The sequence below is a fragment of the Streptomyces sp. NPDC001219 genome, from assembly GCF_053597915.1.
In genome coordinates, this window is record NZ_JBSFJF010000014.1 from 73,511 (window position 1) to 98,704 (window position 25,194).

Sequence of the window (25,194 nt, forward strand, 5' to 3'; positions counted from 1 at the left end):
TTTCGATGTCCCCGGAGCACCTACAGGGACGAGATCATCACGTTCGGGGCCCGGCTCCCTCCGCGGCCCTGGGATAGGACCATCCGGAGAGCGGGAGCCGCTTCACCTGCCCCAGTACTGTGGCTCGGTATGACCGACTCCGAGATCGAGATCACCGCAGACCTGGTCCACGACCTGCTGCAGGAGCAGCATCCGGACCTTGTAGGGCTGGCCATCCGTGAGGTAGCGGGTGGATGGGACAACCAACAGTGGCGCCTTGGCGACGAGTTGGCCGTGCGGATGCCGCGTTCAGAACGTGCCCCGGAACTCCAACGCAAAGAGCGCCGATGGCTGCCCGTCCTGGCCCCACGCCTGCCGCTCCCGGTCCCGATTCCTGTGCGGACCGGTGAACCGTCCGCACGCTTCCCGAGGCCCTGGAGCATCATGACGTGGGTTCCCGGCGAGCCGCTGGATCACACCTCGATCAGCCGCGGCGACCACGCGGCCGACACGCTGGCGCGCTTCCTCAGGGCACTCCACGTGGAGGCGCCCACCGAGGCGCCGACCAGTTCCGACCGTGGCGCTCACCCCAAGAAGTACACGGACGGCTTCGACCACTTCTTTCAAGCCGTTGCCCCCGGCGGCATTGCCGACGAGGTCCGGGCCGTCTGGGGTGATGCCGTCGCGGCCCCCGAGTGGGAGGGCCCGCCGGTATGGGTGCACGGTGACCTTCATCCCGCGAATGTCGTCGTCTCGGACGGCACGCTGTCGGGCGTGATCGACTTCGGTGACATGTTCGCCGGCGATCCGGCGTGGGACCTCGCGGCCGCATGGGTGGTCCTTCCCGCAGGCGCCGCCTCACGGTTCTTCGAGACGTACGCGCATGCGGACGAGGCGACGATCCGGCGCGCCCGCGGGCTGGCTGCTCTGAAAAGCCTGTTCCTCATGCTTATGGGCCGGAACGGGGATCGGGGCCTTCCGGGCGGCAAGCCGACATGGGGACCCGCAGGCAAGGCGGCGCTCGATCGTGTTCTGAGAGGGGATTTGCCGTAGACACGGAGCGACGAGCCTCAGAGCCCACCCGACTCCCATCCGTTTGGTGTCGCCGGAGGTGTGCTGCGGTGTCGGGTGGGGCGGGCGCCCGGCCCGGACGGAGAGGTGTGACGGCATCTCGCGGACGACCTGGTGAAGAGGCCGTTCTCGGACCAGTCGCTGGAGGGCTGCGGCGCGACGCCCGATGGCCTTCTGGCCCGCCAGCCGCCAGCTAGCCTGTTCTGTTGGGGCCCGGCGGCGTGCTCTTGGGTACGGAAGGCAGCTGAGGTGACGCGACGACACTGCGGTTCGCCATCCGAAGCGCTCCATCTGCCGGGTCGTACCTGGTGACGTCGGGTCTGTCTCACCTGAGTCCGGCCAATTCGGCGATCGTCCCGCCGAGTACCCGGTCGCGTACCTCGCCCGGGCTGGTGACGCGCTCCACCATCGCGCGGGTGAGGACCGGGTCGCCGTACGGGGCGTCCGAGCCGAACAGGGTCCGGTCCGGGATCTCCTTGATGGCCAGCCGGACGGCGAAGATGATGTTGGCTGTGGACAGTTCCAGGTACATGTTCGGGGTGTCCCGGACCAGCTCGACAGCCTCCATCCAGTTCAGTCCTCCGAGCTGGCTGATCACCAGCGGAACCGTCGGATACCGGCCAGCGAGAGCCGACAGCGTCTTGAGATCGTCCGCCGTGGTCGGGGCGAATCCGTGCACAACCACGGGCAGCCGACCGTGATCGGACGCGGCCTGGAGCACCGGTTCGACTATCCCTGCCCGTCCCGGCGGCGGCGTCAGTTCACCGATCCCGTGCAGCCCACGCCCGACGACCTCGCGTTCCACGGTCGCGGCGATCTGCTCCGGCTCCAGGTCCAGCGGCACGGACAGGAAGCCGATGAACCGCTCCGGCCGCGCGGCGAGTGCGGCGTGCAACTCCGCCCACGCACGGCGATACCCCTCGACCGTTCCGGCCCGGCCCCCGATGGCCTCGTCCAGGACCGCCATCTCCCGCCGCAACGAGGTAAGGTCACCGGCCCGTTCCGGGTGCGGACGGGTGGCGAACAACACGGCCCGGTCCACCCCCGCCTCGACCAAAGCCCCACATGAGCGTCGACAGGGTCGTGGACATGGCTGTGTGCATCGATGATCAATGATTCACTCCCTCCTTGGACATCGGCCCGGAATGGGACCGACCTGTGCACTGTTGCTCCCTGACACTGTGGGAAGGTCAAGATGGAGGAGCTGGGCGGTGCTGATCGGGGAGCTATCGCGACGTGTCGGAGTCAGCGAGCGCCTGCTGCGCTACTACGAGCGTATGGAGCTGATCCACTCAGAGCGCCGCGCCAACGGCTATCGCGAGTACGACGACCAGACGGTGGAGACGGTGCGGCGCATCCGCGCCCTGCTGGCCGCCGGCCTGCCCACCCGCATCATCCGCCAGGTCCTGCCCTGCACCTCTGACGAGGCGACGCTGCGCCCCTGTCCGGGCGTTCTCACCAGCCTCCGTGACCAGCTGAACGTCCTCGACCAGCGCGCCGCCGACCTGGAGACCACGCGCCGCCTTCTGCGCCGGACGATCGCCGCTACTGAGAACGCACCAAACTAGGACCGGATGCCGGGTGCTCGAATCTCGCCAGCGGTTCGCGCGAGGCTGCCGAGCTAAAGCGTGTTGTAGAGGGCTGTGGTCGGGCAGGTCAGTGGGTCCCACGCCAGGACCCCAACCGTCACCGGTGCTCGGTGACATGCCCGCCGAGTCGTCAAGCACTTGGTCGCCCTCCACGTCGCAGTCCCTCATGCCATGGCACGAATCGTGGGATGCCCGTCGTTGACGCCATCATCCGGGGGACAGCAGGCTGAAGACGTGCAACAACGCCGCATCATCTTCGTGATCTTCGACGGTTTCCAGTCCCTGGATCTGGTCGGCCCGCACGAGGTGTTCCAGTACGCAGGGACGCTCTCAGGCGGTTACGACTGCCAGGTCTTGGCGCCTACCGCCGGTCTGGTCCGCTCGACCAGCGGCCTACCCGTACAGGCCGGACACGGAGTAGCAGATCTCGACCCGCGCGGAATCGACACCCTGGTCGCGATGGGCGGCGACAGCGTCGACCACGCGGCGCAGGACAGCGCGCTGACCGGGTGGCTCGCGGCGGCCGGGGCTTCCGCCCGCCGTGTCACCTCGGTGTGCAGCGGGGTGTTCCTGCTGGCGGCCGCCGGCCTCGTCGAGGGACGCCGGGTCACCACCCACTGGTCGCGTGCGGGGCAGCTCGCCCGAGAGCATCCGGATCTACGGGTGGACTGCGACCCGATCTTCATCAGAGACGGGCGGGTGTGGACCTCGGCCGGCGTGACCGCCGGCATGGACCTCGCACTCGCCCTGGTGGAGGACGACCTGGGGCGGGACATCGCCCATGCGGTCGCGCAGGAGTTGGTGCTCTTCATGCGTCGGCCCGGCGGCCAGTCGCAGTTCAGCGTGCCGCTGTGGTCGCGCCAGCCGTCCAGCGACCCGATCCGGACCACGGTGGCCGCGATCCACGCGGAACCCGGAGCCCGGCACGGCATCACCGATCTGGCCGCTCACGCAGGCCTGAGCGCCCGTCACCTACAGCGCCGGTTCACCGCCGAACTCGGCACACCGCCGGCGGCGTACGTGGAGAAGGCGCGCGTGGAGGCGGCACGCCGGGCCCTGGTCGAAGGCGACGACCCCATCGAGGCCATCGCCCACCGGTGCGGCTTCGGTACCGCGGAGACACTGCGGCGCGCCTTCCACCGGCAGGTCGGCATCGCGCCGTCCGAGTACCGGGACAGATTCCGATCCATCAAGGAGTACACATGACGACCTATGGTCTGTTGTTGTTCGAGGGAGTCGAGGAGCTGGACTTCGTCGGTCCCTGGGAGGTGTTCACCTCCTCCGCCATGATCCGCGCGCAGGGTGACACCACCGTGCTGATCGCCGAGCGGCGGGACCTCGTCCGTTGCAACAAGGGCATGCGGGTCTTACCCGACCACACCTTTGACGACCACCCTTCGCTGGACGTGCTGCTCGTGCCCGGCGGGAACGGTACCCGCACCGAGGTGACCAACCCCGTCCTCATCGAGTGGGTTCGCAAAGCCTCCGCCCAGGCCGCCTGGACCACCAGCGTCTGCACCGGGGCCCTCCTGCTGCACGAGGCGGGCGCGGCCCGCGGCCGCCGGGTAGCCACACACCACGCCTTCGAAGACACCCTTCAGGCGCGCGGGAACATCACCGTGGTCCGCGACGCACGCTTTGTGGTCGACGGTGAACTGGTCACCAGCCAGGGAGTGTCCGCCGGAATCGACATGGCACACTGGCTGGTTGGCCAGCTGCACGGCCGCGATCACGCCCGTGCCGTGAGCCGTTACATCCAGTACGAGCCTGCCCCGGGCTACTTCGCCAACGAGCCGATAGCCCGCTGAGAATCAGGCCAGCGCCGGGGACGGCCCGATCGGGGGACAGGCCGTCCCCGGCGCGCACACCAGCCACAGCGGAGCACGACCAAGGCCCGGCTGATCATTGTCGCCAAGAACCACCGCTGCACCATCAACTCGCCTAACTGATCATGCCCTTCGCCCACAAAGCCTGGGCCGACCTCCAACACCCCGACGACGGCAAAGTCCGCTTCGACCACGACCACTACCTCAAGATCTGGTCACTCACGAACCCGAAGATCGCCGCCGACTTCCGGCTCCTCGACGAAGCACAGGACACCAACCCCGTCGTCGAGCAACGCTGTTTCCCATCCGACCTTGTGCACCAGGCTGCTGGCGGCCTCGTATCCGTGAAGCACGGCGGCAACCGACCCCGGGCCTCCGTTGCCCGACTCCATCAGGGCACCTTCCACCGCGGCCAGGAGCGTACCGAGCAGGACCGGGACGTCCTTCGGGCTGCTGCCGTCGGCTGGGCAACTGGTGCCGAGCGCGCTGATCGCCTCCGCCAGTCGCCGCGGGTCCGTCCTCGGTGTCATTGGCGCTCTCGGTTGCAGTCCCAATTCGCCGACGCCCTGGTCCACCTCGCCGCCGAACTGGAGCGCCGCCTCGGCCTCGACGGCGACCTGGACGACGTGCCGAGCTTGATCGTCGCGGTCGACGAGGCCCACGCCACGCTGCGCCAGCTCGCCCGCTACTGGGAGACCTTCCCGCAGAAGGACGACCTGAAGACGTCCCCGGCCATCGCCGCGCTCAGCCCCGCCCTCGGGCCCGGGCACGGTCCACACCGTGGTGGGCGGGCGTGGTCGGGTCAGTTGCTGGTGATGGAGGGGATGGCTGTGGGTGGGGTGCGGCTGTCGAAGAGGAAGAGCTGACCTGGGTCGTCCGGGCGGCAGGAGAGTTGGACCACGGGGGTCCATTGCGTCGGTGGGCCTGCGGGGACCGAGGCGCAGGTGCCGGTGTGGGCGGGGACGAGGCGGTAGCGGGCGCGGCCGGCGGGTTGGAGCCGGAAGCGTTCGGCGCTTCCGCGGTGGCCGCAGTAGTCGTCCATCAGTTGGGCACCTGCGCGTGTGCTCCCGCCCGTCACGCCAAGGCAGCCGTATCCGAAGACCGGGTGGAGGGAGCGGATGCGGTAGGCGCCGCCTTCAACCGGTTCCACGGAGTAGGCCGGGACGGCTTTCGCGCAGGTGGCCTGGTAGATGCGGCCGCCGCTCTCCCCCTCCCGTTCGGACAGACAGAGCGACGAGGCGGCGGAACGGATGCGGTAGACGCCCGGCCGGGGACCGGACAGCGCAGGGCGGGGCGTGGCGGAGGCGGAAGCCGCACCGGTGACATATGTCTGGCCTGTATCGTCCCCGGCGAGGCGGGTGACCGCCAGGGAGCCGCCGACCACGGCCAGCAGCGCCAAGGAGGCGCCGCCGAAGAGACGACCGCGCGCCGACCGTCTCGGGCCCGTAGCCTTCCTCTCTTCAGGGGACGGTTCCCCCTTGCGAGCGCGGCCTGCGTCAATGCCGTCCACCACCGGGGTGTCCTCGGGGGCGGTGGCGTGGGGACCGCCGCGGGCCAGATCGCGATAGGCCCCCAGCCAGCGTTCGACGTCGGCCGGAGAGCCACCGCAGGCACGGACGAAAGCCTCCACGACCTCAGAGCGGGGGAGCGAGCCGCGGCTGAGCGTACCGGCAAGGGTGCTGGCCGGGAGCACGTCTCCGCGTTCTTCAGCGCGCACGGCCAACTGCCGGTACGTCAGACCGGACAGGTCCTTCATGGCCCGCATCACCAGGACGAACTCACCTGGTGTCCTGGCTCGCCGGGGATCGGGTGACTGCTCGTCGGGCATGTCCGCCCACCCCCTCCGCTTTCCCCTGTGCTCGGAACACCGGACAGGCTTGCAGAGCGTGAGTTGGACACACAAGAGCAAATCGAGCTGTTCGGGGCGCAGCGTCGGAAATCGGGGCGGGAAAGGTGGGACGCCCGTACTGGAACCACAGGGGTCTGCAAAGCTTCAGCGCGAATTCTCCGCACTTCCTCGGTTCACGCGCTCTCGCGCTTTCCGACCATCACGCCGCGTGCCGAGACGTCGGTGTCAACCGCAAGACGGGCAACCGCTGGACCGACGCACGCATGGTGAAGAACACGACCAGTGGGGATTATGCCGACGCGCCGCTCGGCGACAGCGAACGCGGACAACAGTCCGACCTGCCCGGCTGACCAGCCCGGACATGGCCGGCGCCTGTCCCGAACATGTCCCGGACAGGTTTTGTGCTGACACTCCGAGACCCAGGGAGCAAGCTCAAAACATCCGACCCGACGGGAAGCCCGAGCACGGGTAACCGTCCAACATCCCTCACTACAAGTGGAGGTCACCTATGAGAATGCGATTGGCCGTCGCGGCGGCTGTTCTGGGTGCTACCGCCGCTGTCGCCGCGCCGGCGACGGCGACTGCTGCCCCGTCAACGATCTCTTCGTCCTGGTACGACACAGGAGAGGACTTCAACAAGAAGGCCGCGTGCAACCAGCGCGGTCAGTGGTACGTGGACAACCACACCAACGTCATACGGTGGCGCTGCGACTGGACCTCGAACAGCAGGTTCCACCTGGACGTGCTGCTCCGCTGATCCAGGCAGTTCAAACGGTCCGTCCCTCTGCAAGAGGGGCGGACCGTCGACGTGTTGGCGGCCGGTGACGTGGTGGGCAGCAGACCGGTGTGGGGGTTACCGTCCGCTTCGATTCCGCGCGCGGCCGGCAGGCGGTAGACACAGATGCCCCTCAGCCCCCCTTGCGGTCGGAGCGGTCAGCGTGTCCACGAATTCATTCGGTCAAACCGTTTCCGATGCTCACGCTCAGGCGACGTGCCGCACCGTAGGCGCCGTACGCATGGGTAAGCAGCGTCAGGAGACACCGGGTGGAGCCCTCCGGTCCCTCAGGCCCGCAGGGCCTCACCCTCGTGGGGCCGGCCTCACGGGCGCACAGGAGGACATCGCCAGAGCTCGATGGTGCGCGTGTTGCACAGACCATCGGCCTCGCCCAGCGCCTTCAGGACGCGACGCCGCTCCATGGTGCGCGGGGATGTGTCGCAGCGTGGCGGCCGGGTGGCCGGGACTGCTGAACTCGCGGTGCTGGCCAGGGAGGGCGCAGGACGGTGATGCGGACGGCGGGGCGGCGAACGACACGCTGTCCTGGCACTTGGCCCTGGCCAGCGCGAGGCGGTCCACCGCCAGTCCTCGACCGTCGAGCGGGCCACCCCGACGTCGTCCCGCGACGCCCGGTGCGCCGGACTGAGGATCGGAGGCAGTGGCGGGGCCAGGGGCCGGCCACCAGGGTATTCATCTGTTGTGTATCGACGACTGGTGAACTTCTGAACTTCCGTACCAGGAGCAGCCACGTGCTGTTCTAGGGCTCGTGAGGCAGCTGAGGAGGAAGAGATGCTTACCGAGAGGCTGTTCCGGACTGACGACTTACCGCCGGCGGACCGGTTCGACTGTTGGCGGGATCTGATGTCGAAGACCCTCTGCCCCATGGACATGAACAGCGATCGCGCGGCGCAGTTTCAGGCTCAGACACGGCTGTTGGAATTGGGCCCGGTCAGTGTGTGGCCAACGATTGTCGAGCCGATGAGCTGGCGGAGAACGCCCCGTCTGATTCGGCAGTCCGATCCGGAGAACTACCATGTCACGCTCCCGATCGCCGGGTCGGTCGGCGTCACCCATGCGGGCCGGGAAGCCGTCCACGGCCCCGGGGGGATGCATGTGGCGGACACCTCACAGCCGTTCCACTGTGTCACCGGCGCCCTGCACGCGGTGGGCCTGGAGGTGCCCAGAAAACTGGTGCCCCTGCGCAAGGAGCGGGCCGACCTGCTGCTCACCCGGCGGCTGCCGGCAGAGGAGGGGTACGGGAGCCTGCTGGCGCAGTTGCTGGAGCAGTTAGCGAAGGGCACCGGACCGTACGGCCCCGCGGACGGCCCCCGGTTGGGCTCGATCATCGTCGATCTGCTGTCGGCGCTGCTCGCCAACGTCCTTGACGCGGACAGGTCGCTCCCACCGGAAGCTCACCGACAGGCCCTCGTGCTGCGTATTCGGGCCTTCGTTCAGCAGCATCTGCACGATCCGCAACTGACCCCACGCAGCATCGCCACCGCTCACCACATCTCCACCGGCTACCTGCACCGCCTCTTTGGGCACGAAGAGGAGACGATCGCGGCCTGGATCCGCCACCAGCGCCTGGACCGTGCCCGCCGCGATCTTGGTGACCCCGTTCTCGTCGCTACCCCCATCCGCGCTATCGCCGCCCGCTGGGGCTTTTCTCGCGCTGCCGACTTCACCCGAGTCTTCCGCGCTGCCTACGGCATGCCGCCCAGCGACTACCGGAACCACGCACTCACATCGGTCCGAGGAGACGCATCTCTAAGCCATTGATGACCCATTGCTAACGACATCTCATGGTGTACACCGGCAAGCTGGTGATGGCCTCGCCGCCGACGAAATAGGGAAACGGTGCGGGGCGATCCACATCACGAGCCGAAGGAGCATGTCTTGAAGATGCGTATCGGTCGGGTCGTCGCAGGCACGATGGCGCTTGCCGCCACCACCATCATGGCGACCTCAGAAAGCGCCGCTGCCAGCGTCACACCCCGCATCGGATCGGACCACACGTACTCCGGGCGACAGAACACACCATCCGTTCCCCTGCACAAGGGGATCGGTATGGCTCACCACCAATACCGCGTTGCCGTGTACACCGGCGACAAGGCGGGTGCTGGCACCGACGCGAACGTCCACCTCACCATCTACGGCACCAGGACCTACGTAAAGCACAAGCTCGACAACTCCCAGAACAACTTCGAGCGCGGCAAGACCGATCGCTTCACTCTCGGCCTCCGCGATGTCGGCCGGCTCAAGAGCATCACCATCTGGCACGACAACAGTGGTGAGAAGCCTGGCTGGTTCCTGAAGAAGGTCACGATCGACGGCGTCACGTTCAAAGCCGACCGGTGGGTTGCCACGGACGAAGATGACAAAAACCCCTGGGTGCACCTTGAGCGCAGCTGAGCACCATTAGCTTCCGTGATACTCACCGCACTTGGGGGTGAGCGACCTCTGCGGATCGGGGGCGCGCCGGCGCAGGCCACGCGGTGTTCTCGTACGGTGCGTAACGCAGTTGGCGGCGGAGCTACGGGAGGACGATAACGATGCCCCTGGGACCCGATGGCGGCCCCGGGGCATCGTTCGTGCGGCTCGCACGGACCGCAGTATTCGACACGAGGGTTTGGTCCCGTCGCAGGCCGCGGCCGTCTCCGTGCCGGGCAGGCGGTAGTGAACTCCACCAGGCGGTGATCGCGGCGCGGGTGGCGCGCGAGGCGGCGCGGGCCTCGCGCCAGTCCCCGCCGGCCAGCCGCGCTTCCTCCCGTAGCCACACGGCCCGGCGGTGGTCGGCGAGCGCGGCCACCAGCTCGGTCACGCCGTCCACCGCCTCCCTCCGGTGCGCCGCAGCGTCGGCGGCGGGCGCTCGGCACGCTGGCCGCGCTGCTGGAACCAGGCGGGGAGCGCCGCCCCGGCCAGGGTCTAAGATCGCGATCGCGGTCTGCCACATGGTGGATGAACCTCCATAATTCAGCTCGTTCAGCTCGTTCAGTTGGGCATTGCCGGTGCAGAAGCGGGCAGTTCGGCGATGCGGGTCAGAGCAGGCTGGTGATGTGCTCCTCCCAGCGGTGAAGCCAGTCGCGGTGTTCGGCCTCCCCGGTGGCGGGGACGGCCCGCAGGGTCTCGGGCAGGGTGATTTCCTCCGGCGCCCAGGTGCTGTCGTTGAAGTAGCAGGTCCACACTGCCTGGCGGGTGGAGTTGATGACGACCGTGCCGGAGGTGGGGGTGTCGCTGTTGTTCATCGAGGTCGACAACTGCTTCGGGGGCGCGGCCCGGATCGCTGCCAAGGTCGACACGTACATGCGGTTCTGCCGGCGGAGGTACCACGAGGTCAGAGCCGTCGGGTTACCTAAGCGCCGGGTCAGTCGGTCGGGCACCGTCTCCCGCCGGGGTGAAGATCAGCCGCCGTCGATGTGGTCAAAACCGCGCAGCACGGGGCCAGCTCCTGCGATATCTCGCTTCCTTGCCTGTTGTTGACGTTCTTCTCTGGTAGCGGCGTCTGTGCAGGCCAGAGCCGCATCGCATGAGCTCTGAGAAGCAACAGCTGTGGGGTCAGCGCTGGCTGTGCGGAGGGCCCTTCACGCGTGTCGCTCACCGGGCATGACGGAGGCGGATGAAGATTGCCTCCCGTGTGGCCGGAGATCGTTTGCCAGTGACCTGAGGCGCTTGCTCGGTATTGGGTTGGAGTTCGACCGGACGCGCACGGCAGAGTGGCGTCATGACTGAGCTGTGGGCACATAACCTGACCTGGGCGGAAGTGGACCCGCTGCGGCATCCGTTCGAACTGGACGAGGATGCGGCGAGGACGTTGACCGGTCTTGTAGTGCCCCTGCTGCCCAGTCCCGAGGCCGCTGACGAGCACCGTCGACGCTCGCTGGACCCTGTCACCGAGTTCCTGGTGGACCGGTACGGCCGGTGGGCCTGTGGGTGGAATTGGTCGATGGGTGAGGGTGACACCGACGGTGGGATCGTCGGCGTGTGGTGCTGCTCGCCGCATTCCGTGACAACGGCGGAAGCGACCGCCCCGCTGGTCGTCGCGGCCCTGTGCGAATGGCGTGACTGGTTGGAGGATCTGGCGGAGCGCTTTGCCGCCCTCACGCCGCCGTCGCAATCGGAGAAGGCCTTGGTGGACCCCTGGCATTGGGAACGGGCGTGCACGCGACTGGTCACCGTGGTGGCCGACCGGACGCAGGCCGAGAGCGGCTGGTACGGGCACTGCATGCAGGTCCTCGGATGGTTCCTCGCCTACAACGGCATCGACGAGGAGCGAGCCCGGGAGATGGTCGAGAGCGCGGTCGGCGGCCGGTTCGGCAGTTGGATCGCGCCGGACGTCACGGTGGTCGACTCGGTGAGTTCCCGCTTCGCCCAGACCGTGGGCGGGCACCGATGACCTGCGGGCGCGGCCACCAGGCGGATGCTCTCGCCGACTGGCTGCGCATCCGTGCGGGGATCGCCTGGCCGCGCTGGAGCGGAGAGCGTCCCATCTCAGGAGTATCGGCTCGTGACGGCTTCCGGGACTTCTTCACGGCAACGCGAGGTGACCGCGACCCCCAGGGAACCGCGCAAGTCCTGACCGCCCTCGACCTGGCCCTCGCCGACGCGGAGCAGGGCAGGCCGCTGACCTTCACCCGCATGGCGAACTGGCAGCGGACCGTGCTGTGCCGCGACTCTGTCGGCTTCCGTACCGTGCCGGCCTTCGCGAAGGGCGGCCGGGAGCGCTACGGCCTCACGCCGGACACGCGTGCGCAGTTCGAGGGCTGTCTGTCCGAGAGCGCTCAACCGAACCTGCCCCTCCCCTCACGCGCTGCCCGAACCTACCTCGACGTCCTGTTCTTCCATCCGTTCGAGGACGGCAACGCCCGCGCGGCCATGCTGGCGATGGCCTTCGTCCTGGCCCGCGAAGGCGTCCCGCTCGACCAGGTGCACCCCCTACAGACCACCCGCTGGGCTGACGACGTCGAGGGCGCGGCCGATCTTGCGGTGCTGCTCGGCATTCTTATCTCCGCGGCGGAGCGCCGCCTGTCCAGCGGGAGGCAGTCATGACCGAACGCGACGTGATGCTCAACGAACTCGCCCAAGGGCTGCGCCCGATGTCACAGGGCGTCGAATGGTTCGACGCGCTGGGCCCGGAGGAACAGTCGGAGACGTTGCTGTTTCTGCGACATCACTGCGTCCAGGCGCGCGCTGTCACCGAAGACGGCCCAGAGAGCATCCGCCGCGCCGGGCTGCGCTCGACGCATACGCCTGCGGTACTCATCACACGTGGTCGGATCGACCTTCAGCTCGGGAAGATCGCCGGGCTCACCCCTCTCGACGAACGCCGCAAGGCGTTCCGGCTACTGATCGCGGTACTCGCGATCGCCGACGGACGGCGCCGTGATCGCTTCTGCTCCGGAGGGTGCGGGCACTGGTGGCACAGGCTGCCCGCCGCTGACTGATCGCATTGGTCAAAGGGGTGGCGGGCCTGACTGGGCTGCCCGGCCGTCGCTGCACAGGTCCAGGACCTGCAGGTGACCCCGCCTGCGCCGACCTCGCGAGGCTATGACGGCGGAGCCTGGAGCCGGGGCAGGGGAATCACCCGTGCGTCAGGCTGCTGTCCGGTGAGTGCGGCGTTCTCCAATGCGAGGAGGTTGATCGCAGCGGCATAGACCTGGATCGATCCCTTCTTCCAGTTCAGCGCAGTGCTGGCGCAGGTCGGCGTACTTCTTCTTGAGCTGTTCGTGCTCACTGAGCTTGCGGCTGAACGCCTTCGGTGTGCCGTCCTGGGCCTTGGCCCGGGCCTGGAAGAGATCCTTCAGGTCGAGGTGCTGGTGGGTGAGGTGCCAACGTTTGACGCCGGCTTCGATCGAGAGCTGCGTGATGCTGAGGCGCCCGGTGGACCGCAGCGGCGTGCCGGCGAGGAGGCGGTCCATCGCGGCAATGTTCGCGACGCGGACCGGATCAACGTTGGTGGGAGCGGTGTTGGTCACGGGTTCTCCGGTTCGTGGGTATCGAGGATCGATCCGCTGCAGTCGCTGGAGTTCGAGGCGTTCGCGTTCGTGTCGGATGGACGGAGCGAGCGGGTCATCGACGGCATCGGCGAGCTCGTGGTGCTGTTCGCGTAGGTGCTGGATGTCGCGGTCAATGCGGGCGATGTTGCGGCACTTCCGCCGGCAGTCGTCGGTGTCCGGGGTCACCAGCGGACCGCTGACGGCTCCGCGTATCTGGCAGAACGCGGGGCGGGGTCGAACACGCAGGTCATGCCGTGGCCATGGTGGATTTGGAGGAGTGGGTTTCCCCGCAGGTCGCGGGCCTGCCGGTCGCTGGTCAGGACGTGTCCGGCGAACTGGCGGTCGGCGCCACGGCGAGCATGGCCTTCAGCTACGCCCCCGCCAACCGCTACCACGGCCTGAGCCGCGAGGATGTCGACCTTCTCGCCACCGTCGCCGACACCACCATCGAGGCCGTGCAGACCGCCCACAAAGCCGACCTCGACGACTGGGCACGCGAGCAACAACTCCGAGACCACCCGGACCTGGCCGTCCTCGACACAGACCTGGACCGCAGCGCGCTCCGCTTGTGACCTGCAGCAGCGAACGGCCGGCCCGCGCCGTTGTCGAGGTCAGGCGCCGGCGGCGCGCAGCGGGCGCAGGGTGCGCAGGTGGCCGACAGGCACCGTCCCACACTTCGTGGAGCAGCGCCTGTGCCTTCCCCAGGCGATACTCCCACCCGCGCACCTGCCCGGCGTCCGGTCTTTGCTCCAGGGGTTGTTGGTCATACGGCCTGCCGCACGGTCCGACGTTGGCACGCCACCAGCTGGGCCCACGGAGGGGGTGTTCAAGTCTCCCCCGCGAACACAGTGTGGCCCCGGTCCGGAGGTCTTCTCGGTACCCTCGTCACGACGAGGGAGACGATCGTGACGTTCGAGCCCATCGCGGACCTGCGGGCCGCGCTCCAGCAGGCCGTAGCAGAGCTGGCGTTCGAGGCAGGGCGGCAGGCGGCCACCGACCCGGAGCGGGCGGAGCACCTGATGGCTGCCACCTCCACAATGGAGGAGACCGTGCAGCGCACCGCCACCGCCCGGCCGTAGAGACTTGCGACGCTGATCAGCGTCGCAAGTCTTGCCTTGCGATTGGGGGTCGGGGACAGCACCATCCGATCCGCCATTCACGGCCTCAGTTGGACCGTGGTCACGGATCCAGCCCCAGTCCCCATCGCAACGAGCCCCGGCCGGCCGGGTACTCGCCGCCCCGCCTGTCGCCTTTGTCAATCCCAGACAAAGGCTGCCAACCATGCTGATCCTGCATCAGACCGAGCCTGTGCGCTGACAGCACGCAGCGATCAGCATGAAGGTCATGTCAGAGCGTCCGCGGCGCCTGTTGCTCGGCGCAGCGTCGTTCGCTTCCAGGTGTGCGCCTGCTTGGTCTCCAGCTCCTTAACCGGGCCCTGAGCTGCTTGTTCTTGTCCTCACAGGCTACGTACCACGAGGGGAGGCACACCGCTCAAGAGAGTACGATCTTGGTGACTAATGATCATCTATGGGGGAGACGCATGCGCTTGAGCTCCGCCACGCACATAGCCGGAGTCGTACTCGCCCTGTCCGTCACCGTGGGGGCGACTGCCGCTCACGCGAGTGCCGGTGACGCGCGGTCCGCCTCGTCGGCATCAGGGACAGAGGCATCGACCAAGTCCGCAGTGGGCGAATACAGCAAGGTCATCAAGAAGTCGCACAAGGGGAACTGCACGAACCGGAAGAACGAAATTGCGCGCTGTACGGCGCAAACCAAGGGCATGACCTGCATGATCAACAAGACGGCAGCGGCGACGCGCACCATCGATGCGGGCTCGGCCTGGACCGCGGCGGTGTCGCCGCCAGCTTGAACATCAGCGATGCCCAAACGCAGTCCGTCTCGGTGATCTGCAGTTCCCCGGTGAAGAAGGGGCACTCGCTCGTCGCCTACCCGAGCGGTACCCGGTACACGTACAAGATCGAGAAGCACATCACCACTCCCATTGACTACAAAGCCGGCACGAGTGGGTGGAAGCACGCTTTCAACCCCGCGCCTGCAAAGGTTAGTTGCAAGGTCAAATGATCCGCTTCGGTAGCCGAGGTATGAACACCGCACCGCCCGTCCGTGCCATGATCGCAGTCGCTGCTGCGGCCGCGATGATGTTGAGCGGATGCGGCACGCACGATGAGCCAGCGAAGCCCGAGCAAGTGCCGGTCGAGTCGCTCGTCGGCCAGACCGTCGATCAGGTGGAGCGCAATCTGCCGCCAGCCTCCACGATGGTGTCCTACGACTTGTCGAAGCCTGTCACTGGCGCCAAGGCCAGATATGGCACCGGGCACGACAAAGGGACGCATGCCGACTGGATCGTCGTGGCGGCGTGCGCGAATACGAAGGACGTCAAGGACGACACCCGGCTTGCGGCCGGCGTCCTGCACAAGGACGCGTACGCCGACGGCATCGCACGGAAGGCAAAGGATCATGCCTTCGACCACTACCTGGCGGAGTGCAAGTAGCTGGGTGTGACCCGGAGCCCAACCGGCTCATCGAGAGGCCCCGCTCGGCGGGGCCTCTCTCGCCATGCTGGGCACGTACGCCGACCATCTGCCAGATGATCCCGTACAACACAGTGCCCGTGCCGGCGTCCACGTCCTGATCGGCGGCTCGCTGCGGTGGGACGTGGAGACCGCGTGCTCGGCCTGCGGGCAGACGACGGCCGACTGCGGACAGCCTCTCCGCTCCGTTGCGGGATCGGCTGCTCGCCGACAACGACCCGGCCACGTTGCGCGTACCGGTCCGTCGGCGGTGCGTGTCACCGCCAGGTGGGTGCTGCGCGCCGAGCTCGGAGTCGGTCTGGCGGAGGCCAAGGCCGTCGTGGACCGCGTGCTGGCGGGGGCCCACTCGGGCACGATGCCGAGGTGGAGTACCTCGCCCGCAAGCTGCGTGAAGCCGCAGTCGACGCGGTAGCTGCCCGCCCCTGAGGGACTGTTGGCGACAGGGTGGGTGTTCAGCCGGCACCGGGGTCAAAGCTGCCGCCGGCCAGAGGTGTGCGGCGCAGGTCGGCGTAGGCGCGGACGGTGACGCCGGCCTGGCCGGGGGTATGCCAGGGGGCGGAGGGCCCGCTGGAGAGCCACAGCCCGCCGAGCGCCGTCGCGGCCCGGGTGGCGGTTGCTTCGTCGGCCGCGGTGATGTCGATGACGACCAGACCCGGTTCGCGCAGGTGCTCTTCAGACCACCCCCGGCGGCCGGCTCGTCTTCCACGTCTTCGCCGCCCTCGCGGAGTTCATCCGCGAACTCATCGTCATCGGCACCAACGAGGGCCTGGCCGCAGCCCGCGCCCGGGGCCGCGTCGGCGGACGCCCCACAGTCGCCACCGAGGAAGTCATCCGGGCCGCACGCGACCTGCTGCCCGACCCCGGCCGCTCCATCACCTCGATCGCCAAGCTGCTCGGCGTCTCCCCGGGCAACCCTGTACAACCACATCCCCGACCTACGCGAACTGCGCGCGGGCGCCGGCCCCCGCCAGCTCGAAGCCCCCGCGAAGTAGCCCAGCACGAGCAAGATCAATCCCAGCGGCACTTTCTGTACGGCAACTACTCACACCCGGATCAGCGGGGCAGGATGCGCAGTACCGCCTCGTGTTCGCCGCTGAGCCGCAGGCCTTGCTGTACTGCGGCGCTCAGGTCGAGGTCGCCGAGCAGGGTCGCGGCCAGCAGGTGCGGCGGTCCGGTCAGGGACGCGGTGGGGTGGTCGACCCGGCCGGCGTGGGTGTGCACCGAGCCGTCCTTGACTTCGATGACCAGGTCTTCGTTGCCGTCGGCGTGCAGTTGCAGGGCGATTGCCGGCTGGTCGGGGCGGTGGTCGGTCAGTGCCCGGGCGGGCATGTCCAGCCAGTGGGTGCGGAAGGTGTCGCTGCCGGCCGACTCACGCAACAGCGGAATTCCCCATCGGCTCAGTTCCTGCAGCACCGGCTCCAGCGCGCGGCCACGCTCGGTGAGGGAGAACAGGGTGGTGGCCACCGGCGGCGGGGCGGTCTCGCGGTGGATCAGGCCGGCTTCCTCGAGTTCGCGGAGCCGGTCGACCAGCAGGTTGCTGGCGATCCCGGGCAGCCCGTTGCGCAGGTCGGTGTGCCGGCAAGGACCCAGGGCGAGCAGTTCGCGGATGATCAGCAGGGTCCATCGGTCGCCGATGGTGTCCAGTGCTTTCGCGATGCCGCAGTACTGCCCGTAGGTGCGCATGCCACCACCCTACATCGCGGTGTTGAGATTCAAAACTCTCTTGTTGACTTTCTCAACAACGTCGGTCTAGCGTCGCTGCCCATGACCCCCACCCTTTCCGTGCGTCGGCTGGCCTGGGCCGGCGTCGAGATCCGTCTCGGCGACACCCGCCTGCTGATCGACCCGCTCGAGAACGTCGCTCCGCTGGCGCCGGTGATGGGGCCGCCGCACCGGCCGGTCGACCCGGTCGATACCCCGCCCGGCACCCACGCCCTCATCACCCACCTGCACCCCGACCACTACGACCACGACCTGATCGCCCGGATCGCGGCCACCGGCACGATCGGCTGCCACACCCCGAGCGCGGCCGGGCTGCGCGAGGCGGGCATCACCCCCGTTGCCCAGGACCTGGGCCAGTCACGCCGCATCGGAAAGCTGACCGTCACCCCGGTGACCTCGCTGGACTGGCGGGGCAACGACTGTGACCAGGTCGCCTGGGTCGTCGAAGGCGCCGGCCGGCGGGTCATCCACTGCGGCGACACCCAGTGGCACGGCAGCTGGTGGCAGATCGCCCGCGACCACGGCCCGTTCGACGTCGCGTTCGTCCCGGTCAACGGCGTCATCGCCCACTTCGAGGGCTACGCGGCCAATGTCCCGGCGACCATGACCCCCGAGCAGGGCGTCGAGGCCGCCGTCGCACTCGGCGCCGGCACCGTCTGCGCCATGCACTACGGCCTGTTCCACAACCCGCCGTTCTACACCGAACAACCCGACATCGAGCAGCGCTTCCAGCACGCCGCCGACGAGCGCGGCATCACCGCGGCCCTCATCGCCGACGGCCAGCCCGTCCTCTGACCATCAGAAACAAGGAGCAACACATGAAGATCGTCCTGTTCGGTGCCAGCGGCAACATCGGCCGGCCCACCACCGAGGAACTACTGCGTCGCGGCCACACCGTCACCGCGGTCACCCGAGCCGGCCACGTCGACGGACTCAAGCACGAGGCCCTGACCGTGACCACCGGTGACGTCACCGACCCCGCGGCGGTCGCCGGCCTCGCCGCCTCCCACGACGCCGTGCTCTCGGCCGTCGGCCCCCGGATCGGCCAGGAGAACGACCGCGCCACGATCGTCGGTGCCGCCCGTGCGCTGATCGACGGTCTCCGCCGAGCCGGCGTCACCCGCCTGGTCACCATCGGCGGTGCCGGTAGCCTGCGCACGCCGACCGGCGCCCGGGTCATGGACGACCCGGACTTCCCCGCGCTGTGGAAGGCCAACGCCGAGGCCCAGTCCGAAGCGCTCGACCTCTACCGCGGCGTGCACGACCTCGACTGGACGTACGTGTCGCCCGCCGCGGTCATCGGAGCGGGCGAGCGGACCGGGGCCTACCGCAGCGCCGGGGACACCCTGCTCACCGACGACGACGGCAACAGCCGCATCTCGTACGCCGACTACGCGATCGCCTTGGCCGACACGATCGAGAGCGGCACCGCGATCCGCCGCCGCATCACCGTGGCGTACTGAGCCATGAGCAACGACGCCGCCGGCCGGCACACCCGATTCATCGTCCTGCTCGCAGCGCTCGTGGCCCTGGGACCACTGTCCATCGACGGCTACCTGCCCGGACTGCCGGACCTCGCCGGCGACCTGCGCGCCAGCGCCGCGGCCACCCAGCTCACCATCACCGCCTGTCTGGCCGGGCTGGCCATCGGGCAGCTGATCGCCGGGCCGCTGAGTGACACCTACGGCCGGCGGCGTCCGTTGCTGGCGGGCCTCGCCCTTTACACGATCGCCAGCGCGCTCTGCGCGGTGGCGCCCGACGTCCGGACCTTCGTCGGCCTACGCCTGGTCCAGGGCATCGGCGGGGCGTTCGGCATCGTCATCGCCAACGCCATGGTCCGCGACCGCACCTCCGGAACCCGCACCGCACGTCTCTTCTCCGCACTGACCTTGATCACCGGCCTGGCGCCGGTGTTCGCGCCGGTCCTCGGCGGCCAGCTACTGCGCGTCACGGCCTGGCCTGGAATCTTCGTGAGCCTGGCCGTACTCGGCGCCGTGATGCTGGCGGCCTCCGCCGCAGGACTGCCGGAGACCCGGCCCTCCGCGTCACGCCAGCCGCTGCTGGCTGTCGTCGGGCAGCTGCTCAGCGACCGGGTCTTCACCGGGTACGTCCTGGCCAACGGCCTGGTCTTCGCGGCGATGTTCGCCTACATCTCCGGCTCGCCGTTCGTCCTGCAGGAAATCCACGGCCTGTCACCGCAGCAGTACAGCGCCGTGTTCGCCGTCAACGCCGCCGGACTCATTGCGGCCGCCCAGATCAGCGGCCGGCTGGTGGCCCGGGCCGGCGCCCGCGTGCTGCTGCTCGCCGGTCTGCTGGGCGCGACAGCCGGTGGCACCACGGTCCTGGGCGCGGTGCTGACACGGGCACCTCTGCCCGTGCTCCTGATCGGCCTGTTCGTCCTGGTCTCCAGCGTGGGCCTGGTCATGCCGAACGCCGCGGCCCAGGCCCTGGCCGACCACGCCGGACACGCCGGGTCGGCAGCCGCTCTGCTCGGCTTCAGCCAGTTCATGTTCGGCGGGGCACTTGCTCCGCTGGCCGGCGCGGGTGGCGCCACCGATGCCTTGCCGATGGGAATCATCGTCGCCGTGCTGCCGGCGCTCGCTCTGCTCACACTCGGCGTCCTCACCCGGTCGATGCCCGGTGAGCGCACTCGCAGGCCGGCTCGCCAAGGACCTGCCGGGCACCGGCGACCGCGCCGGCACATCGATCGCAGACGAGCCGGCATCCAGTGAATCGGGCCAGCGTCTGGCGAACAGGGTGATTCCGCGATCAGCGTGACAGACGTACGACGACGGTCGGGTGCAGCGACGCGTGGAACGCGTTCCCGCCCGTCTGGGGCACCTGCTCGCATCCCTGCAGCTGCCCGCATTCGTGGAGGGCCGCTATTTCGACGTACTCGCGTTGCGGCCCGTACGGAACTGGCGCACAAACGCCTCGTCCGCACCGGTCAACGTGAAGTACCGAATCAGCTCAGCCCGGTCGATCTCCGGGAAACCCCGAAGCAACGCCTCAGCTACTCCGCACCGTGGGTCAGGGATAGGACATCGGGGCCGACAAGGCCTACTCCTCCCGCGCGATCCGCGAACACCTGCGCAAGCGCAAGATCCGCGCAGTCATTCCACAGCCCGCCGACCAGATCGCCAACCGCAAGCGCCTGGTCAACGCCGCGCTGGGATGGACCGGCAACCCTGACCTCCCCACCTGCGGACCCTCAGCAGATCACCCTGCTGCTCACCGGCACCGCTCGCGCCGTCACCGCCGGCGTCCGCCGCGCGGCGGACCTGCTGCCTGTCGATCCTCCCTCTAGTTGCGATATGCAGATGGCTATGACATGCAGTGTTGAGAGTTCATGTAGGAAATCTTGGTCCTACTGTTGACCTGGGGTGGTATGCACATGTGGGCTTGTCTGCTGTGCGATGTAGGCCAGTTGGCCTGCTGTGCTTGAGGTAGAGAGAGAATGTTGTAACTAGATCGATAATGCTCTTGGAGGCGTGTCGATTGAGGGCGGCACGAATACGCCTTTTGCTCCTAATATGATGCATGTCAATGGGAGCTGTGGATGCGGCTTCTGTGCGGTGGGTAATGCTGGCTGAAGGCCGCGATTGTCGTTCCTCGTGATGGACTTGGCGCTGCTGGTCATCACCAGCAACAGGAGGCCTCCGGCACAGCCGGAGGCCCCGGCCGAGAATTGACGAAAGGCCCCCGCCGAACATGGTGGGGGCCCTTAGGCGCCGGGAGTTGGCGATCCAGCCAGCTGCCGGCGCCTGATGGATCAGTGCTGCTGGATCCAGAGAGCGAGCCAGCCGACTATCGCCGTTCCCAGGGCTGTCGACGCGCCGCGGACGAGACCGGTTGTTGCCTCCTTCGACAGGCGTAGCAGGGCCTTGCGCCGGGTGGAGACAACGGCGGCGCGGGGCTTTTGTAATCCGTGAGTGCTCGTAGGCTCAGCGGTGGACACGACGACTCCTTCACAGTGGTGATCGTGGTTCAGATGCAGAACGGCTCCCTGTTGCACCAGGGAGCCGTTCGTCAATTGTCCCGCAGGGCGGTCCGGCTGACCGGAGCCGTGCCCGGCGGACGTTTTCTGCGCCCGCACCACCTACCCACTGACCTGCATGCATGACAGGGCGTCAGGGTGCGTTGCAGAAAGTATTTGTTCGTTCGGTGAGGCTTGGTCACTTTCCGCGTGACAACGTGAGTCATCGCGAGGTATCCCTGGACTTTCTGCGTCAACGAGGGGGAACCATGGGGCGGGTCTTGCGCATGCCAACCGAGGAACAGCTGCCGCCGGGCCCGCGGAGGGAGTTCGTAAAGGCCCTCTTCAGCTACTACCGATCAGCCTCCAGGCCGACGCTGCGCACGATCGCCGAGCTGATGCGGCAGAAGTCCCCAGATGCGACCGGCAGCCCGGAGACGGTCCGCCGCACGCTGTTGGGGCTGTCAGTTCCGACCAGTTGGAGCACGGTCGATTCGCTACTCGTGGTGCTGTGCGACCTGGCACAGATAGACCCCGAGCCGGCACCAGTCGATGACGACCTGTGGATCCGCTCGGGGACCAGAGCGGAGATCAAGGCGCTGTGGAACGCTGTGCTCGACGGCGCTGACGAAGGCGACCTCTGGGGCAGAGAAGGCACACAGACCTATCCGGAACCTCCGGAGTACAGCGACGAACCTCCGTTTTGAGCTGCCTGGTGCATTCCCATGGGCCGCGGCTCAGTCGATCTGGAGCTCACGCTCCGGGCGGCACAGTGCGCAGGCCTCCACCCCAGCGTCGGCGCCTCGACGGCCGCGCGGCGGGTGATCGGCCGCACCCGGGGCTGCCCGGCGGTGCACTGGCCGTGGTGGATGGCCACCGGACTCGGATCGGCGTCGACGGTCACCTGCACCGTCCAGGCCGGCGGCGGCACAGCGCGGGCAGCCTCCTGCTCCTGCTCCCGTTGCTCGGCCTGTCATTTCTCGTGATGGACTTGGGATCGGGGCGGCGGGGGCCGCTCCGTGGCTTGGTGCTGTCTTTTCCATCTGCCGGACGGTTCTCATGGCGTCCCAAGCCCCGCACAGCACAGTCGCCCGTGTATAGGAGCGAGATGCAATTACGTCCCCACCAGCAAGAAGCCCTGGCCGCGATCCTGGCAGCAGTCCGACAGGGCCGGCGACGGATGACCGTCGTGGCCGCCAGCGGCAGCGGCAAGACCCTCATCGCCCAGCGCGTCTCCGCCGAACTCGCCCGCCGGGGAGCGACGCTGGTGCTGGTGCCGACCAAAGCGCTGGTGGTGCAGACTGCCCGTAAGTGGCGTGAGGCCGGGTACCGCGGCCTGCTGATCGGCGTGTGCTCCCTGTCCCAGGACGACAGCGGCCTGTCGTCCCGGGAGCTCACCATGACCAGCAACCCGGCCGCCATCGCGGCTCAGGTGGCCGGGTCGCCCGGGGCGGCGGTGGTGGCGACCTATGCCTCCCTGCGCCACCTGGCGGCCGCACACTCTAATGGCCTGGGCGCCTGGGATCTACTGATCGCCGACGAGGCCCACCGCACCTGCGCCGCGTTCGGCGAGGGTTGGGGCACCGTCCACGACGACACCCTGATACCTGCTGCCACTCGTCTCTACATGACAGCCACGCCGAGGGTCTGGGCCGCTCGCGCCGACGCCGGTCTGCTCGATTCCGAGGATCGTAGGCCCCTGGCCACGATGGAGCACGAAGAGGTGTTCGGCCCCATCGTCTACCGCCTGGGCATGGCTGACGCCATCGAACGCGGCATCGTTGCCGATTACCAGGTCTTGGTCGTTGTCGTGGACGACCAGGACCGGGATCTGCTCAGCATCCTCAACGATCCCCATCCCGCTGGCACCGCGCACCACGACGGCCTGCGCAACGCCGCCGTACAGGTCGCCGTCGTGCGTGCCATCCACGAACACAAGTTGCGCAGGATCCTGGCCTTCCACAACCGCGTTGAAGCCGCGACCGGGTTCGCCCGTACCCTGCCGCAGACCGCCGCCAAGGTCCACGATCCACTGCGCCGCGACCATCTGTGGTCGCACGCCGTCTACGGCGAGCAGGACGACACCGTGACTCAGTCCCTGCTCGCGGCTTTCGACGACCCCGGGCAGGATGTCGCGGTCCTGTCGAACGCCCGCATGCTCAACGAGGGCGTGGACTTGCCCGACCTGGACGCTGTCGTCTTCGCCGCGCCCCGTTACAGCACCATCGACGCCGTCCAAGGAGTCTCCCGTGGCCTGCGCCAGACCCCGGGCGCGGGCAAGCGCACCACCTTGCTGATTCCTGTCTATCTGCCCGAGACTGGCGACGGCTCCGACATCCTCGAAAGTTCCGACTTCGCCGCCCTGATCGCAATCCTGCAGGCTCTGCGCTCACATGACGAGTCGTTCATGGATCGCGTCACCCTGCCCCCGCCGACCCGCCCCAACACTCTGATCACCCGCGACCTGCTCTACAGCGACCCCGAACGCGCCGCCCAACTCGCCCGTGTCCTCGGCCTGAAGGTACTCGTCCCCGCCGCCGGGACCTGGACCGATGGGCTGCGCTCCGCCACCGATTACCATCGCTCCTTCAACCACCTGAACGTCCCCTTCGACTACACCGACGAGGACGGCTTCGGCCTGGGCCAGTGGACCGCCAGCCAGCGGCTTCACCACCTGCTGGGGACCCTGCCTGCCGAGCGCCGCACCGCACTGGAACGCCTCGACATGCGCTGGACGCTGCCCACCACCACCCAGGCCATGCTCGACCACGCTCGCCTGTTCGCCCGCACCCACGGCCACCTCGCCTTCCCCACCACCACCGTCGTCGGCGGGTACGCGCTGGGTAAATGGTTGAGCACCTGCCGGACCCGCGCCGGCGCCGGGAGCCTGGACGTCGAGGTGCAGAGCGCCCTGGATCGAATCGACCAGTGGTGGAACCCGCCCTGGGCGCCCGCGTGGCAGTCCTACTACGCCCTGGCCAAGGCCCGTTACCGCGGCCGGGGCCAGACATGGAACCTGGCCGCGCGCACACCATCCCAGCACGACCTTGCCGCCGCCCGCTGGATGAGGACGCAGGAGACCGAGTTCTTCCGCCTGACGCCCGAGCAGCAGGACCTGCTACTGCAGATCGGAGCGCAACCCGACACCAAGATCCTGCTGCGGCCTGCCTGGGGCGTCGGCAAGAGGAACAATTTCAGCCTGGGATTGCCCCATGCAGCCCGTTTTCTGGCAGAGCAAGGTCACCTGGACATCCCCGCGGGCCACCAGGCCACGTGGGAGAGAAGTGCGAGCGGTCCTGCCGGCTCTTTCCCGCTGGGAGCCTGGTTCCATGAGCACCTCGCGACTCTGGTGACCCTGCCCCTCGACGAACGCCGCGCTCTGAACGCGCTTCGGGAACTGGCCCGCCGCGCAGCCGGGTTCGGGCATGACCCCGGCGAGCCCCGTTCCCCACAGGCACGCCGGAGCCGGACTGGAGGAGCTGGCCAGCAGGACACCGTCGCAGATCTCACTGGCCGCCCGCACGCGTTGGCCGCCGCCTACAGAAAGGCCCGCCGGGGCAAAACGCCGACCGCCTTCGTCCAGCAGAGTGCCGACGGGTGGAGCGCCCGGGTCGACACCTCCACCACCAAACTGGTCGTCGTCCAGCCCGAAGCGGCCTTTAGCCTGCAGGTCTCGATCGAGGAAGCAGTCCGCGCGGGCAAGGCGGCTTGGGGGAGCACCGGGCCCGTCCACTTCTCGATCGGCGGAGTCCCCGACGCGGAGACTGCCCGAAGCTGGGCCGTCCACCTGTACGGCGTGACCCACGAGCACCTGAGCGACATGCTCAGCTACTACGGCTTCGTCGAAAGAAAGTTGCAGTGA

General features: G+C 68.3%; 28 protein-coding genes and 3 pseudogenes. 24 read left to right on the forward strand and 7 right to left on the reverse strand.

The features are described from left to right. Nucleotides 1–129: 129 nt before the first annotated feature. Entirely contained in the window at nt 130–1,032 is a 903-nt protein-coding gene (locus ACWC9R_RS11805; RefSeq protein WP_450730760.1) for an aminoglycoside phosphotransferase family protein, read from the forward strand. A gap of 343 nt (nt 1,033–1,375) precedes the next feature. Here ACWC9R_RS11805 and ACWC9R_RS11810 read toward each other — a convergent pair whose 3' ends face one another. Beyond that, nucleotides 1,376–2,080 carry an amidohydrolase family protein gene (locus ACWC9R_RS11810; RefSeq protein WP_450730762.1) on the reverse strand — a complete coding sequence of 235 codons (705 nt, stop codon included), beginning with the start codon at nt 2,078–2,080 and terminating at the stop codon, nt 1,376–1,378. A gap of 181 nt (nt 2,081–2,261) precedes the next feature. Between ACWC9R_RS11810 and ACWC9R_RS11815 the strand changes: the two genes are divergently transcribed. From ACWC9R_RS11815 to ACWC9R_RS11830, 4 genes and pseudogenes are all read left to right on the forward strand, one after another. Then, entirely contained in the window at nt 2,262–2,618 is a 357-nt protein-coding gene (locus tag ACWC9R_RS11815) for a MerR family transcriptional regulator (protein ID WP_450730764.1), read from the forward strand. A 255-nt stretch (nt 2,619–2,873) separates the two neighbouring features. After that, a complete protein-coding gene (locus ACWC9R_RS11820; RefSeq protein WP_450730766.1) occupies nt 2,874–3,845 on the forward strand; it encodes a GlxA family transcriptional regulator in 972 nt (323 codons plus the stop codon). Next, nucleotides 3,842–4,447, forward strand: coding sequence for a DJ-1/PfpI family protein (locus ACWC9R_RS11825; protein WP_450730767.1), 606 nt, complete (start codon nt 3,842–3,844; stop codon nt 4,445–4,447). The genes ACWC9R_RS11820 and ACWC9R_RS11825 overlap by 4 nt, the downstream gene beginning before the upstream one ends. A gap of 140 nt (nt 4,448–4,587) precedes the next feature. Then, a pseudogene (locus ACWC9R_RS11830) lies at nt 4,588–4,758 on the forward strand (DNA helicase); the annotation flags it as partial. On the opposite strand, the gene ACWC9R_RS11835 reads toward ACWC9R_RS11830, so the two are convergent. Further along, on the reverse strand, nt 4,681–4,995 hold the full coding sequence (locus tag ACWC9R_RS11835; RefSeq protein WP_450730768.1) for a hypothetical protein: 315 nt from the start codon (nt 4,993–4,995) through the stop codon (nt 4,681–4,683). The pseudogene ACWC9R_RS11830 and the gene ACWC9R_RS11835 sit on opposite strands and share 78 nt — an antisense overlap. Before the next feature lie 12 nt (nt 4,996–5,007). On the opposite strand from ACWC9R_RS11835, the gene ACWC9R_RS11840 reads away from it, so the two are divergent. Then, the gene (locus tag ACWC9R_RS11840; RefSeq protein ID WP_450730770.1) at nt 5,008–5,331 is read left to right on the forward strand and encodes a hypothetical protein; all 324 of its coding nucleotides are present in this window, start codon (nt 5,008–5,010) and stop codon (nt 5,329–5,331) included. Here the strand turns inward: ACWC9R_RS11840 and ACWC9R_RS11845 are convergent. After that, nucleotides 5,268–6,293 carry an RICIN domain-containing protein gene (locus ACWC9R_RS11845; protein WP_450730772.1) on the reverse strand — a complete coding sequence of 342 codons (1,026 nt, stop codon included), beginning with the start codon at nt 6,291–6,293 and terminating at the stop codon, nt 5,268–5,270. The genes ACWC9R_RS11840 and ACWC9R_RS11845 overlap by 64 nt on opposite strands. A 125-nt stretch (nt 6,294–6,418) precedes the next feature. Here ACWC9R_RS11845 and ACWC9R_RS11850 point away from each other — a divergent pair, with 125 nt between their 5' ends. From ACWC9R_RS11850 to ACWC9R_RS11865, 4 genes are all read left to right on the forward strand, one after another. Then, nucleotides 6,419–6,664: a hypothetical protein gene (locus tag ACWC9R_RS11850; protein ID WP_450730774.1), complete on the forward strand. Its 246-nt coding sequence runs from the start codon at nt 6,419–6,421 to the stop codon at nt 6,662–6,664. A 158-nt stretch (nt 6,665–6,822) separates the two neighbouring features. Further along, on the forward strand, nt 6,823–7,071 hold the full coding sequence (locus ACWC9R_RS11855; RefSeq protein ID WP_450730776.1) for a hypothetical protein: 249 nt from the start codon (nt 6,823–6,825) through the stop codon (nt 7,069–7,071). Nucleotides 7,072–7,878: 807 nt separating this feature from the next. Then, the gene (locus ACWC9R_RS11860) at nt 7,879–8,868 is read left to right on the forward strand and encodes an AraC-like ligand-binding domain-containing protein (protein ID WP_450730778.1); all 990 of its coding nucleotides are present in this window, start codon (nt 7,879–7,881) and stop codon (nt 8,866–8,868) included. A 123-nt stretch (nt 8,869–8,991) separates the two neighbouring features. After that, complete coding sequence (locus tag ACWC9R_RS11865) at nt 8,992–9,501, forward strand: PLAT/LH2 domain-containing protein (protein ID WP_450730862.1); 510 nt, start codon at nt 8,992–8,994, stop codon at nt 9,499–9,501. A gap of 626 nt (nt 9,502–10,127) precedes the next feature. Here ACWC9R_RS11865 and ACWC9R_RS11870 read toward each other — a convergent pair. Continuing rightward, on the reverse strand, nt 10,128–10,388 hold the full coding sequence (locus ACWC9R_RS11870; protein WP_450730780.1) for a hypothetical protein: 261 nt from the start codon (nt 10,386–10,388) through the stop codon (nt 10,128–10,130). 422 nt (nt 10,389–10,810) lie between these two features. On the opposite strand from ACWC9R_RS11870, the gene ACWC9R_RS11875 reads away from it, so the two are divergent. The 3 genes from ACWC9R_RS11875 to ACWC9R_RS11885 are packed head-to-tail and all read left to right on the forward strand — an operon-like array spanning nt 10,811 to nt 12,530. Next, on the forward strand, nt 10,811–11,482 hold the full coding sequence (locus ACWC9R_RS11875) for a hypothetical protein (protein ID WP_450730782.1): 672 nt from the start codon (nt 10,811–10,813) through the stop codon (nt 11,480–11,482). Next, nucleotides 11,479–12,135, forward strand: a complete 657-nt coding sequence (locus tag ACWC9R_RS11880; RefSeq protein WP_450730784.1) for a Fic family protein — start codon at nt 11,479–11,481, stop codon at nt 12,133–12,135. Before ACWC9R_RS11875 ends, ACWC9R_RS11880 begins: the two co-directional genes overlap by 4 nt. Continuing rightward, nucleotides 12,132–12,530, forward strand: a complete 399-nt coding sequence (locus tag ACWC9R_RS11885) for a DUF5958 family protein (RefSeq protein WP_450730786.1) — start codon at nt 12,132–12,134, stop codon at nt 12,528–12,530. Before ACWC9R_RS11880 ends, ACWC9R_RS11885 begins: the two co-directional genes overlap by 4 nt. A 147-nt stretch (nt 12,531–12,677) precedes the next feature. Here the strand turns inward: ACWC9R_RS11885 and ACWC9R_RS11890 are convergent, their stop codons facing one another. Next, entirely contained in the window at nt 12,678–13,268 is a 591-nt protein-coding gene (locus tag ACWC9R_RS11890; RefSeq protein ID WP_450730788.1) for a hypothetical protein, read from the reverse strand. Between the two features lie 74 nt (nt 13,269–13,342). Between ACWC9R_RS11890 and ACWC9R_RS11895 the strand changes: the two genes are divergently transcribed. The 4 genes from ACWC9R_RS11895 (at nt 13,343) to ACWC9R_RS11910 (ending at nt 15,595) form a co-directional block, all read left to right on the forward strand. Next, nucleotides 13,343–13,654, forward strand: a complete 312-nt coding sequence (locus ACWC9R_RS11895) for a hypothetical protein (protein ID WP_450730790.1) — start codon at nt 13,343–13,345, stop codon at nt 13,652–13,654. A gap of 333 nt (nt 13,655–13,987) precedes the next feature. Then, a complete protein-coding gene (locus tag ACWC9R_RS11900) occupies nt 13,988–14,161 on the forward strand; it encodes a hypothetical protein (protein ID WP_450199995.1) in 174 nt (57 codons plus the stop codon). A 605-nt stretch (nt 14,162–14,766) separates the two neighbouring features. Beyond that, nucleotides 14,767–14,952, forward strand: a complete 186-nt coding sequence (locus tag ACWC9R_RS11905; protein ID WP_450730792.1) for a hypothetical protein — start codon at nt 14,767–14,769, stop codon at nt 14,950–14,952. Nucleotides 14,953–15,184: 232 nt separating this feature from the next. Then, nucleotides 15,185–15,595: a hypothetical protein gene (locus ACWC9R_RS11910; protein WP_450730794.1), complete on the forward strand. Its 411-nt coding sequence runs from the start codon at nt 15,185–15,187 to the stop codon at nt 15,593–15,595. A gap of 491 nt (nt 15,596–16,086) precedes the next feature. Here ACWC9R_RS11910 and ACWC9R_RS11915 read toward each other — a convergent pair whose 3' ends face one another. Together ACWC9R_RS11915 and ACWC9R_RS11920 are read right to left on the reverse strand one after the other, a co-directional pair. Further along, entirely contained in the window at nt 16,087–16,299 is a 213-nt protein-coding gene (locus ACWC9R_RS11915; protein WP_450730864.1) for a DUF6207 family protein, read from the reverse strand. A 388-nt stretch (nt 16,300–16,687) separates the two neighbouring features. Further along, nucleotides 16,688–17,317, reverse strand: a complete 630-nt coding sequence (locus ACWC9R_RS11920; protein ID WP_450730796.1) for a winged helix-turn-helix transcriptional regulator — start codon at nt 17,315–17,317, stop codon at nt 16,688–16,690. A gap of 81 nt (nt 17,318–17,398) precedes the next feature. Between ACWC9R_RS11920 and ACWC9R_RS11925 the strand changes: the two genes are divergently transcribed. From ACWC9R_RS11925 to ACWC9R_RS11955, 7 genes and pseudogenes are all read left to right on the forward strand, one after another. Next, nucleotides 17,399–18,151 (forward strand): MBL fold metallo-hydrolase, encoded by a 753-nt coding sequence (locus ACWC9R_RS11925; RefSeq protein WP_450730798.1) that lies wholly within the window; start codon nt 17,399–17,401, stop codon nt 18,149–18,151. A 23-nt stretch (nt 18,152–18,174) separates the two neighbouring features. Continuing rightward, nucleotides 18,175–18,819: an NAD(P)-dependent oxidoreductase gene (locus tag ACWC9R_RS11930; RefSeq protein ID WP_390506806.1), complete on the forward strand. Its 645-nt coding sequence runs from the start codon at nt 18,175–18,177 to the stop codon at nt 18,817–18,819. Nucleotides 18,820–18,822: 3 nt separating this feature from the next. Further along, entirely contained in the window at nt 18,823–20,088 is a 1,266-nt protein-coding gene (locus ACWC9R_RS11935; protein WP_450730800.1) for a multidrug effflux MFS transporter, read from the forward strand. A gap of 70 nt (nt 20,089–20,158) precedes the next feature. Further along, nucleotides 20,159–20,269: pseudogene (locus ACWC9R_RS11940) on the forward strand (transcriptional regulator); the annotation flags it as partial. A gap of 130 nt (nt 20,270–20,399) precedes the next feature. Beyond that, nucleotides 20,400–20,510 (forward strand): annotated as a pseudogene (locus ACWC9R_RS11945) (IS5/IS1182 family transposase); the annotation flags it as partial. Between the two features lie 965 nt (nt 20,511–21,475). Next, on the forward strand, nt 21,476–22,039 hold the full coding sequence (locus tag ACWC9R_RS11950; RefSeq protein WP_450730802.1) for a hypothetical protein: 564 nt from the start codon (nt 21,476–21,478) through the stop codon (nt 22,037–22,039). Nucleotides 22,040–22,440: 401 nt separating this feature from the next. Continuing rightward, nucleotides 22,441–25,194, forward strand: coding sequence for a Helicase associated domain protein (locus ACWC9R_RS11955; RefSeq protein ID WP_450730804.1), 2,754 nt, complete (start codon nt 22,441–22,443; stop codon nt 25,192–25,194).

What these genes read in the sequence shown, in the direction of transcription:
- ACWC9R_RS11880 (WP_450730784.1), top strand. Translation starts at nt 11,479, where the DNA reads ATGACCTGCGGGCGCGGCCACCAGGCGGATGCTCTCGCCGACTGGCTG.
- ACWC9R_RS11875 (WP_450730782.1), top strand. Translation starts at nt 10,811, where the DNA reads ATGACTGAGCTGTGGGCACATAACCTGACCTGGGCGGAAGTGGACCCG.
- ACWC9R_RS11895 (WP_450730790.1), top strand. Translation starts at nt 13,343, where the DNA reads ATGGTGGATTTGGAGGAGTGGGTTTCCCCGCAGGTCGCGGGCCTGCCG.
- ACWC9R_RS11885 (WP_450730786.1), top strand. Translation starts at nt 12,132, where the DNA reads ATGACCGAACGCGACGTGATGCTCAACGAACTCGCCCAAGGGCTGCGC.
- ACWC9R_RS11910 (WP_450730794.1), top strand. Translation starts at nt 15,185, where the DNA reads ATGAACACCGCACCGCCCGTCCGTGCCATGATCGCAGTCGCTGCTGCG.
- ACWC9R_RS11835 (WP_450730768.1), bottom strand. Translation starts at nt 4,995, where the DNA reads ATGACACCGAGGACGGACCCGCGGCGACTGGCGGAGGCGATCAGCGCG.
- ACWC9R_RS11955 (WP_450730804.1), top strand. Translation starts at nt 22,441, where the DNA reads ATGCAATTACGTCCCCACCAGCAAGAAGCCCTGGCCGCGATCCTGGCA.
- ACWC9R_RS11920 (WP_450730796.1), bottom strand. Translation starts at nt 17,317, where the DNA reads ATGCGCACCTACGGGCAGTACTGCGGCATCGCGAAAGCACTGGACACC.
- ACWC9R_RS11805 (WP_450730760.1), top strand. Translation starts at nt 130, where the DNA reads ATGACCGACTCCGAGATCGAGATCACCGCAGACCTGGTCCACGACCTG.
- ACWC9R_RS11950 (WP_450730802.1), top strand. Translation starts at nt 21,476, where the DNA reads ATGACAGGGCGTCAGGGTGCGTTGCAGAAAGTATTTGTTCGTTCGGTG.
- ACWC9R_RS11855 (WP_450730776.1), top strand. Translation starts at nt 6,823, where the DNA reads ATGAGAATGCGATTGGCCGTCGCGGCGGCTGTTCTGGGTGCTACCGCC.
- ACWC9R_RS11845 (WP_450730772.1), bottom strand. Translation starts at nt 6,293, where the DNA reads ATGCCCGACGAGCAGTCACCCGATCCCCGGCGAGCCAGGACACCAGGT.
- ACWC9R_RS11825 (WP_450730767.1), top strand. Translation starts at nt 3,842, where the DNA reads ATGACGACCTATGGTCTGTTGTTGTTCGAGGGAGTCGAGGAGCTGGAC.
- ACWC9R_RS11925 (WP_450730798.1), top strand. Translation starts at nt 17,399, where the DNA reads ATGACCCCCACCCTTTCCGTGCGTCGGCTGGCCTGGGCCGGCGTCGAG.
- ACWC9R_RS11930 (WP_390506806.1), top strand. Translation starts at nt 18,175, where the DNA reads ATGAAGATCGTCCTGTTCGGTGCCAGCGGCAACATCGGCCGGCCCACC.
- ACWC9R_RS11935 (WP_450730800.1), top strand. Translation starts at nt 18,823, where the DNA reads ATGAGCAACGACGCCGCCGGCCGGCACACCCGATTCATCGTCCTGCTC.
- ACWC9R_RS11865 (WP_450730862.1), top strand. Translation starts at nt 8,992, where the DNA reads ATGCGTATCGGTCGGGTCGTCGCAGGCACGATGGCGCTTGCCGCCACC.
- ACWC9R_RS11860 (WP_450730778.1), top strand. Translation starts at nt 7,879, where the DNA reads ATGCTTACCGAGAGGCTGTTCCGGACTGACGACTTACCGCCGGCGGAC.